The organism is Arthrobacter sp. Ha26 (genome assembly GCF_059091705.1).
On the sequence record NZ_JBNHGX010000001.1, the window covers coordinates 761426 to 775038 of the forward strand.

The window sequence follows — 13613 nt, forward strand, 5'->3', positions numbered from 1 at the left end:
GGGCGCTGGCCCATAGACTGGCAGCATGCCGCATAACCCGCATGCCACCTTTACCGTGGACTCCGCCGTCGAGCTGGCCGTGATCGAGCGCAGCGGCTTTGTGGAATCCCGGCACATTGGCTCCGCCGTGCTCATCGCCGCCGACGGTTCGGTGGTTACCGAACTTGGCGACATCAACACCCCCATCTACGCCAGATCCGCCCTGAAGCCGCTCCAGGCACTGGCCTCGATGCAGGCCGGCGTGCCGCTCCGCGGCGCCCAGGTGGCGTTGGCCTGCGCCAGCCACGTGGGTTCCCTGGACCACATGGATGTTGTGTCCGGCATGCTCAAGGCGGCCGGGGTGCGCGAAGACCAGCTGCAGTGCCCCGAAGCTTGGCCGCAGGATGAAACAGCCCGGAACTGGCTGGTGCGTTCCGAACGCGGCAAGTCGAAGCTGGCCTTCAACTGTTCGGGCAAGCACGCCGCTTTCCTGTGGGCCTGCACGGAAAACGGCTGGGACACGCACAGCTATTTGGAGCCCAACCACCCGCTGCAGCAGCAAGTCCGCACGGTTATCGAGGAGTACACGGGTGAGAAGATCGCCCACCTGGGGATCGACGGGTGCGGCGCGCCCGTGGCCGCCGTCTCGCTCAAGGGGCTGGCGCGGGGCTTCTCGCAGCTGGCCAAGGCGCCCGGCGACCAGAGCTTCAACGCCCGGGCCGCCACCATCGCGACCTCGATGCTCGACTATCCGTGGGCGGTGCAGGGCCGCGGCGAGGCCAACACCGTGGTGATGGATGAACTGGAAATCATCGCCAAGATAGGAGCAGAAGGTGTCCTGGCCATGGCCACGCCGCAGGGTGCCGCCGTGGCCGTCAAGGTCCTGGACGGAAACGTCAGGGCCACCTCGCTGGTGGCCCTGACGCTCCTCGCTGCCGCCGGTGCCGTAGAGATCCCGGGGGTCGCCAGCGTGCTCGAGAAGGTAGTTGAGCCCGTCCTTGGCGGCGGCCGGCCGGTGGGGAAGATCCGGCTCGGGCCGGCTGTTTCGGCGCTGCTGGACTGACACCGGCCAGAAGCATTCACTTTCACAGAGGAGCCCGGAAACATGCCTGTCGCCCGCCGTCGTATTGACGTCCAGGAAGGCGCCGCGGCCCTCGCGGCGTGGCGGAAAGCTGCCGGCCCGGCCTCGGACGTTCCTCCCGTTACGCGGGCCCTCCTGGCGACGGCGGTGCGGTACACACTGGAGGAAGTGACGGCGCGTGCACCGGGCAATTCCGTGGAGGTGCGGGTTCCGCCGTTCGGCGTAACCCAGTGTGTGGAAGGTCCCCGCCACACGCGCGGAACGCCGCCCAATGTGATTGAGTGCGACGCCGGCACTTGGCTGGCGATGGCAACGGGCCAGTTGGGCTGGGCGGAGGCAGTGGCGGCAGGCAGGGTGGCCGCCTCCGGCCTGCGCGCCGATTTGTCAGGCCTGCTGCCGCTGTAGTTCGGTGCAGCTAGCCGCGCCCGATGAACGGCATGCCCGCCGCCGTCACTACCACGGACCCCACACTGGCCGAAGCCGGCATGTTGGCCATCATCAGGACGGCCCGGGCTGCGTCCTCCACTGGAAACGTGGGCTCCACCCGGCGGCTGCCGTCGGCCTGCAGCGCTCCGGCTCCGACGCCGATCGTGTCCATGATCTCCGTGGCGGTGTTGCCGATGTCGATCTGCCCGCAGGTGATCCCGAAGCCCCGCCCGTCCAGCTCGATGCTTTTAGTCAGGCCCGTCATGGCGTGCTTCGTGACGGCGTAGGCCACCGTCCGGGGCCGGGGCGAGTGCGCGGAAATGGATCCGTTGTTGATAATCCGCCCGCCCTGCGGATCCTGCGCCTTCATGGCCCGGACTGCCGCCGCGGCGCAGAGCATGGACCCGGTCAGGTTCACCGCCAGGGTGGCGTCCCAGTCGGCCAACGAGATCTCATCCACGCTCGCCGCCGGACCAAACACCCCGGCGTTGTTGAACAGCAGGTCCACCCGCCCCCATTTCTGCAGTGTGGCACCAAAAAGACGCTCGACGTCGTCAGGCCGGGTAACGTCGCATGTCACCACCAGCGCACCCGGATGGGCGTCCGCGGTCTCCTGCAGTTGCTGTTCGCGCCGCCCGGCCAGGGCAACGGCGAAGCCATCGGCCAGGAGGAGGTGGGCCACCGCCCGGCCGATTCCGGAACCCGCTCCGGTGACCACTGCGACGCGGCCCGGGCGCTGGGGGTGGTTCAACTTTTCTCCTGTGTGCCGATGGCTGCCGTAAGGCGGTGACGGATTCGAGCCGGTGCTGTATTGAGCGGCAGCTAAAGGGAAGCCGGGACGCCCGTGCTGTTCAGCGGCCAGCCTATGACGGTCTTGGGCCGCGGTGCAGCGTACGTCCGGACTTTGGATGTGGAGAGGCGCATGCGGACAAGGGATTCGGCGATGGTTACCGCGGAGGCCACACCGTCCACCACGGGCACTCCCGCGCGTTGCCGGATCTGCTCGTCCAGGCCCGCCATCCCGCCGCAGCCCAACACAATCACCTCGGCCCTGTCCTGGCTGACGGCCAGCATCGCCTGGCTGATGATGGCTTCCACTGCACGCTCCGGCTCCTCCTCCAGCTCCAGGACTGCCATGCCGCTGGCCCGGACGGAAGCGCAGCGGGCATCCAAGCCGGCCAGCTTCAGCCGGTCCTCGATGAGCGGGACAGTCCGGTCGAGGGTGGTCACCACCGAATACTTGTGGCCCAGGAACATGGCGGTGCTGGCCGCGGCTTCGGTGATATCCACTACGGGAACGTCCAGCAGCTCCTGCAGCCCCTCCCGTCCGTGCTCACCGTACCCGGCCTGGACTACGGCGTCGTACGGCTCCGGGTAGGAGGTCACAGCATCCATCACTGCGATGGCCGCAAGGTAGCTTTCGAAGTTCCCCTCACAGGAGTCGGCGCCGAACCGTGGTGTTATTCCCACGATTTCCGTTCCCGGGGACGCGATGCTGCGGGCCTGGGCGGCGATGGAGTCCGTCATGGACGCGGTGGTGTTGACGTTCGCTACGAGTATGCGCATTGCGGTTCCTTAGTGCTTGCTGGCGACGGCGATGGTCTCGCCGTCGCGGTCTTCCAGCTGCTGCGAGCGGTCCGCGATGAAGAAATACACCACAGCCGCAATTCCGGCGGCGAAGAACCAGGCGAACGGTGCTGCCGGTGCCAACGCCGGGACGAACGCGATGAGGAGGGCGACGACGGCGGCCGGCACCAGGGCGACGATGGCCTTGGGATTGACGCCGTTTTTGTAGTGGTAGGCGCCGGCCGGGGAGGCGGTATACAGCTCGGGGACGTTGACTTTGCCGCGGCGGATGAGCCAGTAGTCAGCCATCACCACACCGAACAGCGGGCCGAGCAGGGCACCCAGGCCACCCAGGAAGTACACAATCACCAAGGGGTTGTTGTACAGGTTCCAGGGCAGGATCACCAGGCCGATGACAGCGCTGACAATGGCTGCCTTGCGGAAGTTCAGGTGCTTGGGGAACAGGTTGGTCAGGGCGTAGACGGGGGCCACGAAGTTGGCCATGAGGTTGACTGCGATGGTCAGGATCAGCAGGGCCAGGCAGGCCAGCACCAGGAACAATGTGTTGGGGATCGTCTGGACGATGTCCGACGGGCTTTCGATGATGGTGCCGTTGATCTTGAACTGGCCGCCGGCCATCACCACAACGATGGCTCCGAACACCAGCATGTTGATGGGGATGCCCCAGAAGTTGCCGCGGACAATGGCCTTTTTGGAAACGGCGGAGCGGGTGAAGTCGCAGAAGTTCAGCACGAAGGTGCCGTAGATGGAGACCCAGAGGGCGCCGCCGGCGAAGATGGTGAGCCACATTTCGGGCCCTTCGAGGGCGTTGTCCGAGGACCAGGCGATGGCGCCGCCGGCTTCGATGAAGATCCAGACGGCGATGGCCGCCATAGTGGCCAGGATGACCGGGCCGGCGAACGCCTCGTACTTGCGGATCATTTCCATGCCGAAGCTGACGATGACCAGCTGGACAATCCAAAGAATGACGAAGGCGATCCAGCCGAGGGTGGACAGCCCGAGGATGGAGTTTTTGTCCAGTTCCCCGAGGGGTGGGAACATCGCCACAAGCATCACGCGGAACACCACGGAGGCGAGGTAGGTCTGGATGCCGAACCAGGCGACGGCGACGGCGCCGCGCAGGAGGCTGGCAATCTGGGCTCCCCGGATCCCGAAGCTGATCCGGCTCATCACCGGGAAGGGGACGCCGGTTTTAACCCCCATAAACCCTGAGAGAGTCAGCAGCCCGAAGAGGAGCGCCGCGCCGATGCCCAGGGCCAGCAGGATCTGCCAGCCACCGAGGCCGAGGGCGAAGAGCCCGATGGCGAAGGCGTAGTTACCGAGGCTGTGGACGTCGTTGGCCCACAGGGTGAAGATGCTGTAGCCGGACCAGCTGCGGCCGGCACGCTTGGTGGGGGCGAGGTCTGCGTTGTAGAGGGTGGGGCTGATGGCCTGGCCTGATGCCGCGCTTGCTGATTCACAAAGAGCATCGATGCCCGTTGCCGGGTGGGCGGACGAATCTGACGGCGCTGTCAGGTCGGTAGCCACATCAACGCCCACCGGTGGAGGGGTCTGCATAATCGTCTCAATTCTGGGAGGATTCCGCGGTGGTGAGTCCGGCTCGAAGCCGTTTCTGTTATTCCACATCGCGGAAGCAAGATATTGAATAGTGAAATAAGACTATGACCTGCATCACCCGCGGTCAAGCGTTGCACGGGGGCTGGTCCGGTCATAATCGGTTGGCAGGAGCCATCCCGCGAAGACTGCGGGCGGTGGAGCCGGCAATATTGACCCCACCACACGCCCGTCGCTAATCTCATAAGGCAAGAATGTTTTCTCACAATACGAAAACATGAAGCCAGCATTCAAAGATGAAAGAGGCTGACGTGGCTGCAGGAGAAGATACCTCCCATATCCTCAGCGGGTTGACTAACCAGCTGCCTGATCGTGATCCGGAAGAGACCGCCGAGTGGGTTGAGTCCCTGGATTCGTTGATCAGGGAACAGGGCACCGAGCGTGCGCAATACATTATGCGGAGCCTGCTGCAGCGCGCGGGTGCGCAGAGCGTGGGCGTGCCGATGGTGACCACCACCGATTATGTGAACACCATCCCGGTGGACCAGGAGGCGCAGTTCCCGGGCAACGAGGAATACGAGCGCCGGTACCGGGCGTACATGCGCTGGAACGCCGCGGTGATGGTCCACCGCTCGCAGCGGCCCAACATTGGTGTGGGCGGGCATATTTCCACCTACGCCGGCGCGGCGACCCTGTACGAGGTGGGGTTCAACCATTTCTTCCGCGGCAAGGACCACCCCGGCGGCGGGGACCAGGTGTTCTTCCAGGGCCACGCCTCCCCCGGCATGTACGCGCGGGCGTTTATGGAAGGCCGGCTCTCGGAGCAGGACCTGGACGGGTTCCGGCAGGAAAAGTCCCGGGAGGGCCATGCCCTGTCTTCCTACCCGCACCCGCGGTTGATGCCGCAGTTCTGGGAGTTCCCCACGGTGTCGATGGGGATCGGGCCGATGAACGCGATCTACCAGGCCCAGTCCAACCGGTACCTGCATAACCGGGGCCTGAAAGACACCTCCGACCAGCAGGTCTGGGCGTTTTTGGGTGACGGGGAAATGGATGAGCCCGAGTCCCGCGGCCTGCTCCAGCTCGCCGCGAACGAGAACCTGGACAACCTGAACTTCGTGATCAACTGCAACCTCCAGCGCCTGGACGGGCCGGTGCGCGGCAACGGCAAGATCATGCAGGAACTCGAAGCGTTCTTCCGCGGCGCGGGCTGGAACGTGATCAAGGTGGTCTGGGGCCGGGAATGGGATGACCTGCTGGCCCGCGACACCGACGGGTCGCTGGTGAAGATCATGAACGAAACCCCTGACGGGGACTACCAGACCTACAAGGCCGAATCCGGCGGGTTCGTCCGTGAACACTTCTTCGGCAAGGACCCGGCCACCAAGGACCTGGTCGCGGACCTGACCGATGACCAGATCTGGAACCTCAAACGCGGCGGCCACGACTACCGCAAGGTCTACGCCGCGTACAAGGCAGCCACCGAATTCAAGGGCAAACCCACCGTCATCCTCGCCAAAACCGTCAAGGGCTACGGACTCGGACCCCACTTCGAAGGCCGCAACGCGACCCACCAAATGAAAAAACTCACCCTCGATGACCTGAAGAAGTTCCGCGACCACCTGCGGATCCCGGTCACGGATGAGCAGCTCGAAAAAGACCCGTACCAGCCGCCCTACTTCCACCCCGGCACGGACGCCCCCGAGATCCAGTACATGATGGAGCGCCGGGCCGCCCTGGGCGGATCTGTTCCGGAACGCCGGTCCAAGCACGCCCAGATCACCCTGCCGGACGCGAAGTCCTACGAGGTGGCCAAACGCGGTTCAGGCAAGCAGCAGGCCGCCACCACCATGGCCTTCGTGCGTCTGCTCAAGGACCTGATCAGGGACAAGAACTTCGGCCACCGGATTGTGCCCATCGTTCCGGACGAATCACGGACCTTCGGGATGGACGCGTTCTTCCCGTCAGCCAAAATTTACAACCCGGGCGGGCAGAACTACCTCTCCGTGGACCGGGACCTGGTCCTGGCCTACAAGGAGTCCGCACAGGGCCAGCTGATCCACCCCGGCATCAACGAAGCCGGCGCCGTGGCAGCCTTCACCGCCGCCGGCACCGCCTACGCCACCCACGGCGTACCCCTGGTCCCGGTCTACGTCTTCTACTCCATGTTCGGCTTCCAGCGCACCGGCGACGCCTTCTGGGCAGCAGCAGACCAAATGACCCGCGGCTTCATCATCGGCGCCACCGCAGGACGGACCACCCTCACCGGCGAAGGACTCCAGCACGCCGACGGCCACTCCCCCCTGCTCGCCTCCACCAACCCCGCCGTCGTCACCTACGACCCCGCCTACGGCTACGAAATGGGCCACATCATCCGCGACGGCCTCGAACGCATGTACGGGGAGGGCGGGTCCGGAACTGCGTCAGATAAAAACCTGATGTACTACCTCACCGTGTACAACGAGCCCATCACCCAACCCGCTGAACCCGAGAACCTCGACGTCGAGGGTGTGCTGAAGGGCATCTACCGGGTCTCGGCGTCGGGGGTTGATGGTCCGAAGGCGCAGATACTCGCCTCCGGCGTGTCCGTGCCCTGGGCCCTGGAGGCGCAGAGGGTCCTGGCCGATGACTGGGGTGTCTCCGCCGACGTCTGGTCCGTGACCTCCTGGAACGAACTGCGCCGCGATGGCCTCGCCGCGGAGGAGGAAGCCTTCCTCAACCCGGGCCAGCCCGCCCGCGTCCCCTTCGTCGCCCAACAGCTCGAAGGCGCCACCGGCCCCGTCGTCGCCGTGTCCGACTACATGAAAGCCGTCCCGGACCAGATCCGCCAGTTCGTGCCCAACGAATTCGCCACCCTCGGGGCCGACGGCTTCGGCTTCTCCGACACCCGCGCCGCAGCCCGCCGCTTCTTCAAGAACGACATCCACTCCATCGTGGTCAAAGCCCTGCAGATGCTCGCGGCGAGGGGCGAAGTCGAGGAAGGCGCGCCGTCGTACGCCATGGACCGGTACAAACTCCTGGATGTCAATGCCGGAACCACCGGTGGGGCCGGCGGCGACGCCTGACCGGTTCCTTATGCCGGCAACCGGGACGGTTTCCGGGGGGAGGCCGTCCCGGTTGCCATTCATCATCTAGGGTTCAGCTATGGGCAGTAGTGGAAGGGACGGGCCGGACCGACCGGCGACGGGCATCGTCCTGGCGGCCGGGGCAGGAACACGCCTGGGCCTGGGCCCGAAGGCATTGCTGCCGTACCGCGGGCGTCCGCTGGTGGAGACCATTGCCGGAAACCTGCTCGACGGGGGCTGCCGCGAAGTTGTGGTGGTGCTTGGTGCGGGGGCGCCGGACGTGGCCGCCACCGCCGAACTGGACCGCTACCGCACTGTAGTGAACCACGAATGGCAGTCCGGGATGGGCAGTTCCCTGCTGCTGGGCAACACTGCCGCCGATCCCGCGGACCATCTGCTGATCGCGCTCGTGGACCAGCCCGGGGTGACCCGGGCAACTGTTGGCCGCCTGCTGGCGGTTCACCGGCCGGGGCGGATCACCGCCGCTGCCTACCGCCGTTTGGCAGCGCCCGACGGCGGGCAGCCGGCCGGGCGCAAGACCGGGCCGGAGACCTGGCATGAGACGGGTGCACCGGACGCGCTCCTGCGCGGCCATCCGCTGCTTATTGATGCTTCCCTGCGCGAAGCAGTCATCGCCACCGTGACTGGCGACGCCGGGGCACGCGGCTTCTTGCAGGCCCACCCGGACCTGGTGGACGAGGTGGACTGCAGCGACCAATCCACCGGCGAGGACATCGACACACCGGACCAGTTGCGGCTTCTCAATTAGTGCACCGCTGAATTTTCCAGTGTTGGATAAGGCCGGGTCAGCGTCGGATGACGGCTCAGGTTTCGCTTCTGGCCTCAATTGCTGCGGCCAGTGTGGTGGTTCCCAGTCCTGGTGTTCGCGCTTGTAGCGTCGTCCGGATGGCGATATCCAGGCCGGTGGCTTGTCCTTGGTCGCCGGACTGGGTGTCCAGGTTCCAGCGGTGCCCCGTCCCGTGGGCCCACCAGCACCCGGTAGAACGAGCCCGCCCCGGCAAGAGTCAGCGGCAAAGGGAGCTTGCGGCCCTAGTCTGTCAACGTTGTTTCCGACCCCAGGCAGCCGATTCCTCGAACCAGCCGAGCGCGGCCACAGTCTCGAGGTCGGCCGGCGTGCGCACTTCGATCTGGTGCGTGTACTTGTCGTCACGAAAGCGGATAACACTCCGAAGGGACGGGGCGTCGTGCTCCTCCCACATGTCCATGGTCAGAAGCGCCTTGGTTTTCTTGACCGGGGTGAGCCAGAATCCTTCAGGCCTGCATTCCAGCATCCAAGAGCTGCTCCAGCCCGCCCTTGAAGCCGGATCTTCCGCCATGGGAGGGATGCCGGACCTTTGGTACATCCATTCCGTTGGACAGCAGGCTGCGGTGGGCCACGTTGCCCACAGCCACCACGGTTTCGATCCGGAACAGCTCTGCCAGCGACTGCCAGAACGGGGTGCCGAGCCGGGCATCGGCAGCGGTTGGCGTCCGGTTGGATTGTGGCTTGCCCGGTACATGGGTGTGCCAGGGGCAGGCACTCCAGAGCAGGGGAAGGAACTGCAGTTCGGCCAGCACTCCCCACATCACGGTCGCCGTAGGCTCGGCTGGCACGTCCGCCGCCTCCGGCGGCAAAGAATAGCCCTTGCCCGGGCCGAACAGGCCGAAGCTGTTGGCCGGCCCCTGGAACATGGTGCGGTTGGTGAAGGGAACCCCGGTGATCCTCATCCCCCGGAAACCCGGGGCCTCGCCCAGCAGCAGCACCTTTGGGGAGCGCTCCAGCATCTCACCGAGGTAAAGCTCCAGGTTGTGCCGCCGCAGTGCATTCGCCGGTACGTGGTGATCGAAAAAGTTGTTGCGCCCGGGGACGGTTGGCACGGCCGCGAGCCGGTCCACAAACTCACTGACGGAGGCAGTCACAAGCGTGCTCCCAAGCGTAAGAGTGCCCCGGGGCCGCCGTGGCGGGTGCAGCGAGGCAGGCGGCAGGAGGCACGGGGCAGGCGCGAACGCTACCAGCGCGGGTGGATGGCCTCGCGGAAGTAGTGGTCGTAGATCCAGCGCACGCCGCCGTTGAACTCCTCAGTAACGGCGATGGAGGCCGCGGCAGCATTCGCTGCCGCCTGCTCGGCGTTGCGCGCGCCGGGGATTACCGAGGTAACGCCGTCCTGCGCGGCGATCCAGGCGATAGCCGCCTGGGCGGTGCTGGCACCGGCCGGAACGATCTGCTCAAACTCGGCAACGGCTTTCAGGCCCAGGTCGTAGTCCACGCCGGAGAAAGTTTCACCGACGTCGAAGGAATCGCCGTTGCGGTTGTAGTTGCGGTGGTCGTTCTCAGCGAACCTGGTCTCCTTCGTGTACTTGCCGGAGAGCAGCCCGGAAGCGAGCGGCACGCGGGCGATGATGCCCACGTTCGCTGCCTTAGCGGCGGGCAGGACCTCGTCCAGGGGCTTGAGCCGGAAGGCGTTCAGGATGATCTGGACGGAGGCCGTCCCCTCGTGGCGGATCGCTTCGAGCGCCTCGTCGGTTCGCTCCACGCTCACGCCGTAGTTGCGGATGGCCCCCTCGGACACCAGTGTGTCCAGCGCGTCGTAGACCTCGGCCTTGCTGTACACCGGCGTGGGCGGGCAGTGCAGCTGGACCAGGTCCAGGGTGTCGGTGCCCAGGTTCTTCCGCGACCGGTCCACCCACTGGCGGAAGTTGGCCAGCGTGTAGTGCTCCGGCTTCTGCTCCACGCGGCGGCCCATCTTGGTGGCTACCGTGATGTCCAGGCCCGGGTTGTCCGCGAGGAACTTTCCGATGGCCTGCTCGCTCCTGCCGTCGCCGTAGACGTCCGCGGTGTCGAAGAAATTCACGCCCGCTTCCGCGGAAGCGGCCAGGATGGCCTGCGTCTGGGCCGGATCAACGTTGCCCCAGTCCGCGCCGAGCTGCCACGTTCCGAGCCCCACGATGGAGACGTTCCGTCCGGTCTTGCCTAAAATCCGCTGTTCCATCCCTCGACTATATGCAACGATGCAGCGATGGGGTCAGATGGGACCCGCTGCACGTGCCGTACCGGGCGTTATGTGACCCCCGCCCGTTCAGGAACGGGCGTGTTCCAGGTCCGGCACCAGCCCCGCTTCCTTGAGCCCCAGGTAGATCTTGTCGCGCGCGATGGGCAAGGCAGCGAAGCGGACCCCGGTGGCATTCCGGATGGCGTTCGCGAGCGCCGGCGCCACCGGGTTGAAGGGACTCTCGCTCATGGACTTGGCACCAAGCGGCCCCATCGTGTCATTGGTGTCCGCGAAGTACACCTCACTGCGCGGCACGTCGGCAAAAGTAGGGATGTGGTACTGCCGCAGGATGTCAGTTGTCACCCGTCCGGCGTCGTCAACCACAACCTCCTCATACAGCGCCGCCCCGATGGCCTGGGCAATGCCGCCCTCGACCTGGCCGCGGCACTGGCGCGGATTCACCACCACGCCGGCGTCCGCCGCTTGCACGCTCTGCAGGATTTTCAGCTCGCCCGTGCCCCGGTTCACGGCAACACGGAAACCGTGCACGTTGAACGCCACGGACCGTGGCGTTCCGCCCCAGCGCCCTTCCGCTGCGAGTTCGACGCCGGCTTCCGCAGCCGCCTGCGCCAGTTCAGCGAGCGGCACGGGCGTTCCGTCGATAACTATCGCCTCACCATCAAGGACGCACGCGGACGCCTGGGTCTGGTGGATGCCGGCGGCGAACGCCCGGACGCGGACGGCCAGTTCCTCCGCCGCCGTCAGCGTTGCCTTTCCGGCCACCACCGTTCCGGCAGAGCCGAAGGCACCGGTGTCGTGCTCGATCAGGTCCGTGTCCGACTGCCGCACCGCTACTTTGGTGGCGTCCGTGGACAGGGCCGTTGCGGCCAGCTGGGCGTGGACGGTGGTGGTGCCGTTGCCGAACTCGGCTGTCCCGACGTCGGCCTGGTACGTGCCGTCCGGCAGGAGCCGGAGCCGGGAATGGGCGAAGTGGCCGCGCGGGGGCACGGTGTCGATCATGGAGAGCGCGGTCCCCTCGCCCGTTAGCCATTCAGGTCCCAGCTCATCCAGGCCGGCGGCGCGGTACCGTTCGCGGCCGCGGGCCAGGGCGTCTCGGACCAGGCTCAGGCATTGGTCCAGTCCGTAGCTGCCGTAGTGGACGTCCTCCTCGGGCTCGGGCTGGGTAGACAGCATCCTGTCCCCCTCGCGCACCATGTTCCGGCGGCGGAATTCGAACGGATCCATGCCGATGCCCGCCGCAAGCTCATCCATGGCGGACTCGATGGCGAAGATCATCTGGCTCAGCCCGTAGCCGCGGAACGCCCCTGCCGGAACGGTGTTGGTGTACATCGCATGGGCGTCCACCTTCTTGTTCGCGCAGTTGTAGACGCTGAGGGATTCGCCGCAGCCATGGAACATCACGCCCGGTCCGTGGTTGCCGTAGGCGCCGGTGTTCGTCAGGACATCCAGTTCCAAGGCTGTGAGCCGGCCGTCATTGCTGGTGCCGGCGCGAAGTTTTATGGTGAACGGATGCCGGGTGGTGGTGGCTGTGAACTGCTCGGTCCTGGTCAGTTCGAGCTGGACGGGCCGGCCGAGTTTCAGGGCCGCGAGCGCCACGATGTCCTCGGTCAGGACCTCTTGCTTGCCGCCGAAGCCGCCGCCCACCCGGCCGGCCACCACGTGGACCTGATCCTCGGGAAGCCCGAAGACCCGGCACAATGTCCGGCGGACCAGGAACGGAACCTGGCTGGACGTGCGGACCTGCAGCCGCCCGTCGCTGTCCACCGACGCGATGGCTGCGTGGGTTTCCAGCGCCACGTGCTGGACGCGCTGGGTCCGATACGTCTGTTCGTGGATAAAGTCGGCTTGGGCAAAACCGTCAGCCACGCTCCCGAGTTCGGAATGAAGTTCGGCCACCACGTTGCGCTCCGGGCGGGAAATGCGCGACGCCGATCCGTCCTTGTCTCCGTGCACCAGCGGCGCGCCGGGCATCAGTGCGTCCTGGGGAGAGAAGACGGCGGGCAGCTCCTCGTAGTCCACCTCCAGCGCCCGTACTCCGGCTTCGGCGGCGGCCACGGACTCGGCCACCACTGCGACAACCCGCTGGCCGCGGAACCGCACCACGTCATCGAGCACGCGGGTATCGTCCGGGTCATCGGTGAACAGTTCGTGCTGCGCCGTGGAAAACAGCTGTTCCGGAGCGTCGCGGTGGGTGAAAACGGCCACCACGCCGGGAATCTTCAGCGCGGCGTCTGTATTGATGGACAGCACCCGGGCATGGGCATGGGGCGAGCGTAGGAGCTTGAGGTGGAGCAGGCCCTTCAGCTGGTCCTGCAACTGTTCCGGCGGAATGTCCAAGGTGTAACGGGCCGTCCCGGTGACAATGGCCCGGCTGGCAGGTGCGGGAACGTCGTCACCCAGTTGTCCGGGTTCGGGTTGCGGCTGCCCGGCGCCTGCGATCCCTGAGCCTTGTCCCTTGGGATCGGGGTGGCCGGCGTGCCCGCAGACGGCATCGGAGATGGCCCGGTACCCTGTGCAGCGGCAGAGGTTTCCCTTAAGGTTCCGGGGCAGGTTCTCCTTCTGGTCGTCGTCGAAGGTCGCGGCCGTCATCACCATGCCCGCCGTGCAGAATCCGCACTGGAAGCCCTGCCGCTCCATGAACTGCTGCTGGACAGGGTGCAGGTCCGCGCCGCCGCCTTCAGTTGCAGCCAGCCCCTCGATAGTGGTGACGGCGTGTCCCTCCGCCCGGACGGCCGGGTAGATACAGCTGTGAACGGGAATGCCGTCCACATGCACAGTGCAGGCCCCGCAGTCTCCACCGTCGCAGCCTTTCTTCACACCCAGGTTGCCCTGTTCCCGGACGAAGGTGCGCAGGCACTGCCCGGGTCGCGGCGCGGCGTCCGCCGGCTTTCCATTAATCTCGATGGCCAT

11 protein-coding genes are annotated in these 13613 nt (G+C 66.1%); 4 read left to right on the forward strand and 7 right to left on the reverse strand.

Annotated elements, in window-relative coordinates; all coding sequences use genetic code 11:
• Nucleotides 1-25 precede the first annotated feature (25 nt).
• Both AC5RVY_RS03605 and AC5RVY_RS03610 read left to right on the forward strand, forming a co-directional pair.
• Complete coding sequence (locus AC5RVY_RS03605; protein WP_493953317.1) at nt 26-1042, forward strand: asparaginase; 1017 nt, start codon at nt 26-28, stop codon at nt 1040-1042.
• A gap of 42 nt (nt 1043-1084) precedes the next feature.
• Nucleotides 1085-1465, forward strand: a complete 381-nt coding sequence (locus AC5RVY_RS03610; RefSeq protein ID WP_493953318.1) for a sterol carrier family protein — start codon at nt 1085-1087, stop codon at nt 1463-1465.
• Nucleotides 1466-1475: 10 nt separating this feature from the next.
• Here AC5RVY_RS03610 and AC5RVY_RS03615 read toward each other — a convergent pair whose 3' ends face one another.
• The 3 genes from AC5RVY_RS03615 to AC5RVY_RS03625 form a co-directional block, all read right to left on the reverse strand.
• Complete coding sequence (locus tag AC5RVY_RS03615) at nt 1476-2237, reverse strand: SDR family oxidoreductase (RefSeq protein WP_493953319.1); 762 nt, start codon at nt 2235-2237, stop codon at nt 1476-1478.
• A gap of 71 nt (nt 2238-2308) precedes the next feature.
• Nucleotides 2309-3052, reverse strand: a complete 744-nt coding sequence (locus AC5RVY_RS03620) for an aspartate/glutamate racemase family protein (protein WP_493953320.1) — start codon at nt 3050-3052, stop codon at nt 2309-2311.
• A 9-nt stretch (nt 3053-3061) separates the two neighbouring features.
• A complete protein-coding gene (locus AC5RVY_RS03625) occupies nt 3062-4630 on the reverse strand; it encodes an NCS1 family nucleobase:cation symporter-1 (protein ID WP_493953321.1) in 1569 nt (522 codons plus the stop codon).
• A gap of 293 nt (nt 4631-4923) precedes the next feature.
• Here AC5RVY_RS03625 and aceE point away from each other — a divergent pair, with 293 nt between their 5' ends.
• Nucleotides 4924-7692 (forward strand): pyruvate dehydrogenase (acetyl-transferring), homodimeric type, encoded by a 2769-nt coding sequence (aceE, locus tag AC5RVY_RS03630; RefSeq protein ID WP_493953322.1) that lies wholly within the window; start codon nt 4924-4926, stop codon nt 7690-7692.
• Between the two features lie 79 nt (nt 7693-7771).
• Complete coding sequence (gene nboR, locus AC5RVY_RS03635; protein ID WP_493953323.1) at nt 7772-8461, forward strand: nicotine blue oxidoreductase; 690 nt, start codon at nt 7772-7774, stop codon at nt 8459-8461.
• A gap of 289 nt (nt 8462-8750) precedes the next feature.
• Here the strand turns inward: nboR and AC5RVY_RS03640 are convergent, their stop codons facing one another.
• From AC5RVY_RS03640 to AC5RVY_RS03655, 4 genes are all read right to left on the reverse strand, one after another.
• Nucleotides 8751-8984, reverse strand: a complete 234-nt coding sequence (locus AC5RVY_RS03640) for a hypothetical protein (protein WP_493953324.1) — start codon at nt 8982-8984, stop codon at nt 8751-8753.
• The gene (locus AC5RVY_RS03645) at nt 8965-9612 is read right to left on the reverse strand and encodes a uracil-DNA glycosylase (protein ID WP_493953325.1); all 648 of its coding nucleotides are present in this window, start codon (nt 9610-9612) and stop codon (nt 8965-8967) included. Before AC5RVY_RS03645 ends, AC5RVY_RS03640 begins: the two co-directional genes overlap by 20 nt.
• An 89-nt stretch (nt 9613-9701) precedes the next feature.
• Nucleotides 9702-10682, reverse strand: a complete 981-nt coding sequence (locus AC5RVY_RS03650; RefSeq protein WP_493953326.1) for an aldo/keto reductase — start codon at nt 10680-10682, stop codon at nt 9702-9704.
• Nucleotides 10683-10769: 87 nt separating this feature from the next.
• Nucleotides 10770-13613 carry a molybdopterin-dependent oxidoreductase gene (locus tag AC5RVY_RS03655; RefSeq protein ID WP_493953327.1) on the reverse strand — a complete coding sequence of 948 codons (2844 nt, stop codon included), beginning with the start codon at nt 13611-13613 and terminating at the stop codon, nt 10770-10772.

Coding starts and splice junctions, on each gene's coding strand:
- AC5RVY_RS03610 (WP_493953318.1), top strand. CDS start 1,085: ATGCCTGTCGCCCGCCGTCGTATTGACGTCCAGGAAGGCGCCGCGGCC.
- nboR (WP_493953323.1), top strand. CDS start 7,772: ATGGGCAGTAGTGGAAGGGACGGGCCGGACCGACCGGCGACGGGCATC.
- AC5RVY_RS03640 (WP_493953324.1), bottom strand. CDS start 8,984: ATGCTGGAATGCAGGCCTGAAGGATTCTGGCTCACCCCGGTCAAGAAA.
- AC5RVY_RS03620 (WP_493953320.1), bottom strand. CDS start 3,052: ATGCGCATACTCGTAGCGAACGTCAACACCACCGCGTCCATGACGGAC.
- AC5RVY_RS03655 (WP_493953327.1), bottom strand. CDS start 13,613: ATGGCCATCGAGATTAATGGAAAGCCGGCGGACGCCGCGCCGCGACCC.
- AC5RVY_RS03605 (WP_493953317.1), top strand. CDS start 26: ATGCCGCATAACCCGCATGCCACCTTTACCGTGGACTCCGCCGTCGAG.
- AC5RVY_RS03650 (WP_493953326.1), bottom strand. CDS start 10,682: ATGGAACAGCGGATTTTAGGCAAGACCGGACGGAACGTCTCCATCGTG.
- aceE (WP_493953322.1), top strand. CDS start 4,924: ATGAAAGAGGCTGACGTGGCTGCAGGAGAAGATACCTCCCATATCCTC.
- AC5RVY_RS03625 (WP_493953321.1), bottom strand. CDS start 4,630: ATGCAGACCCCTCCACCGGTGGGCGTTGATGTGGCTACCGACCTGACA.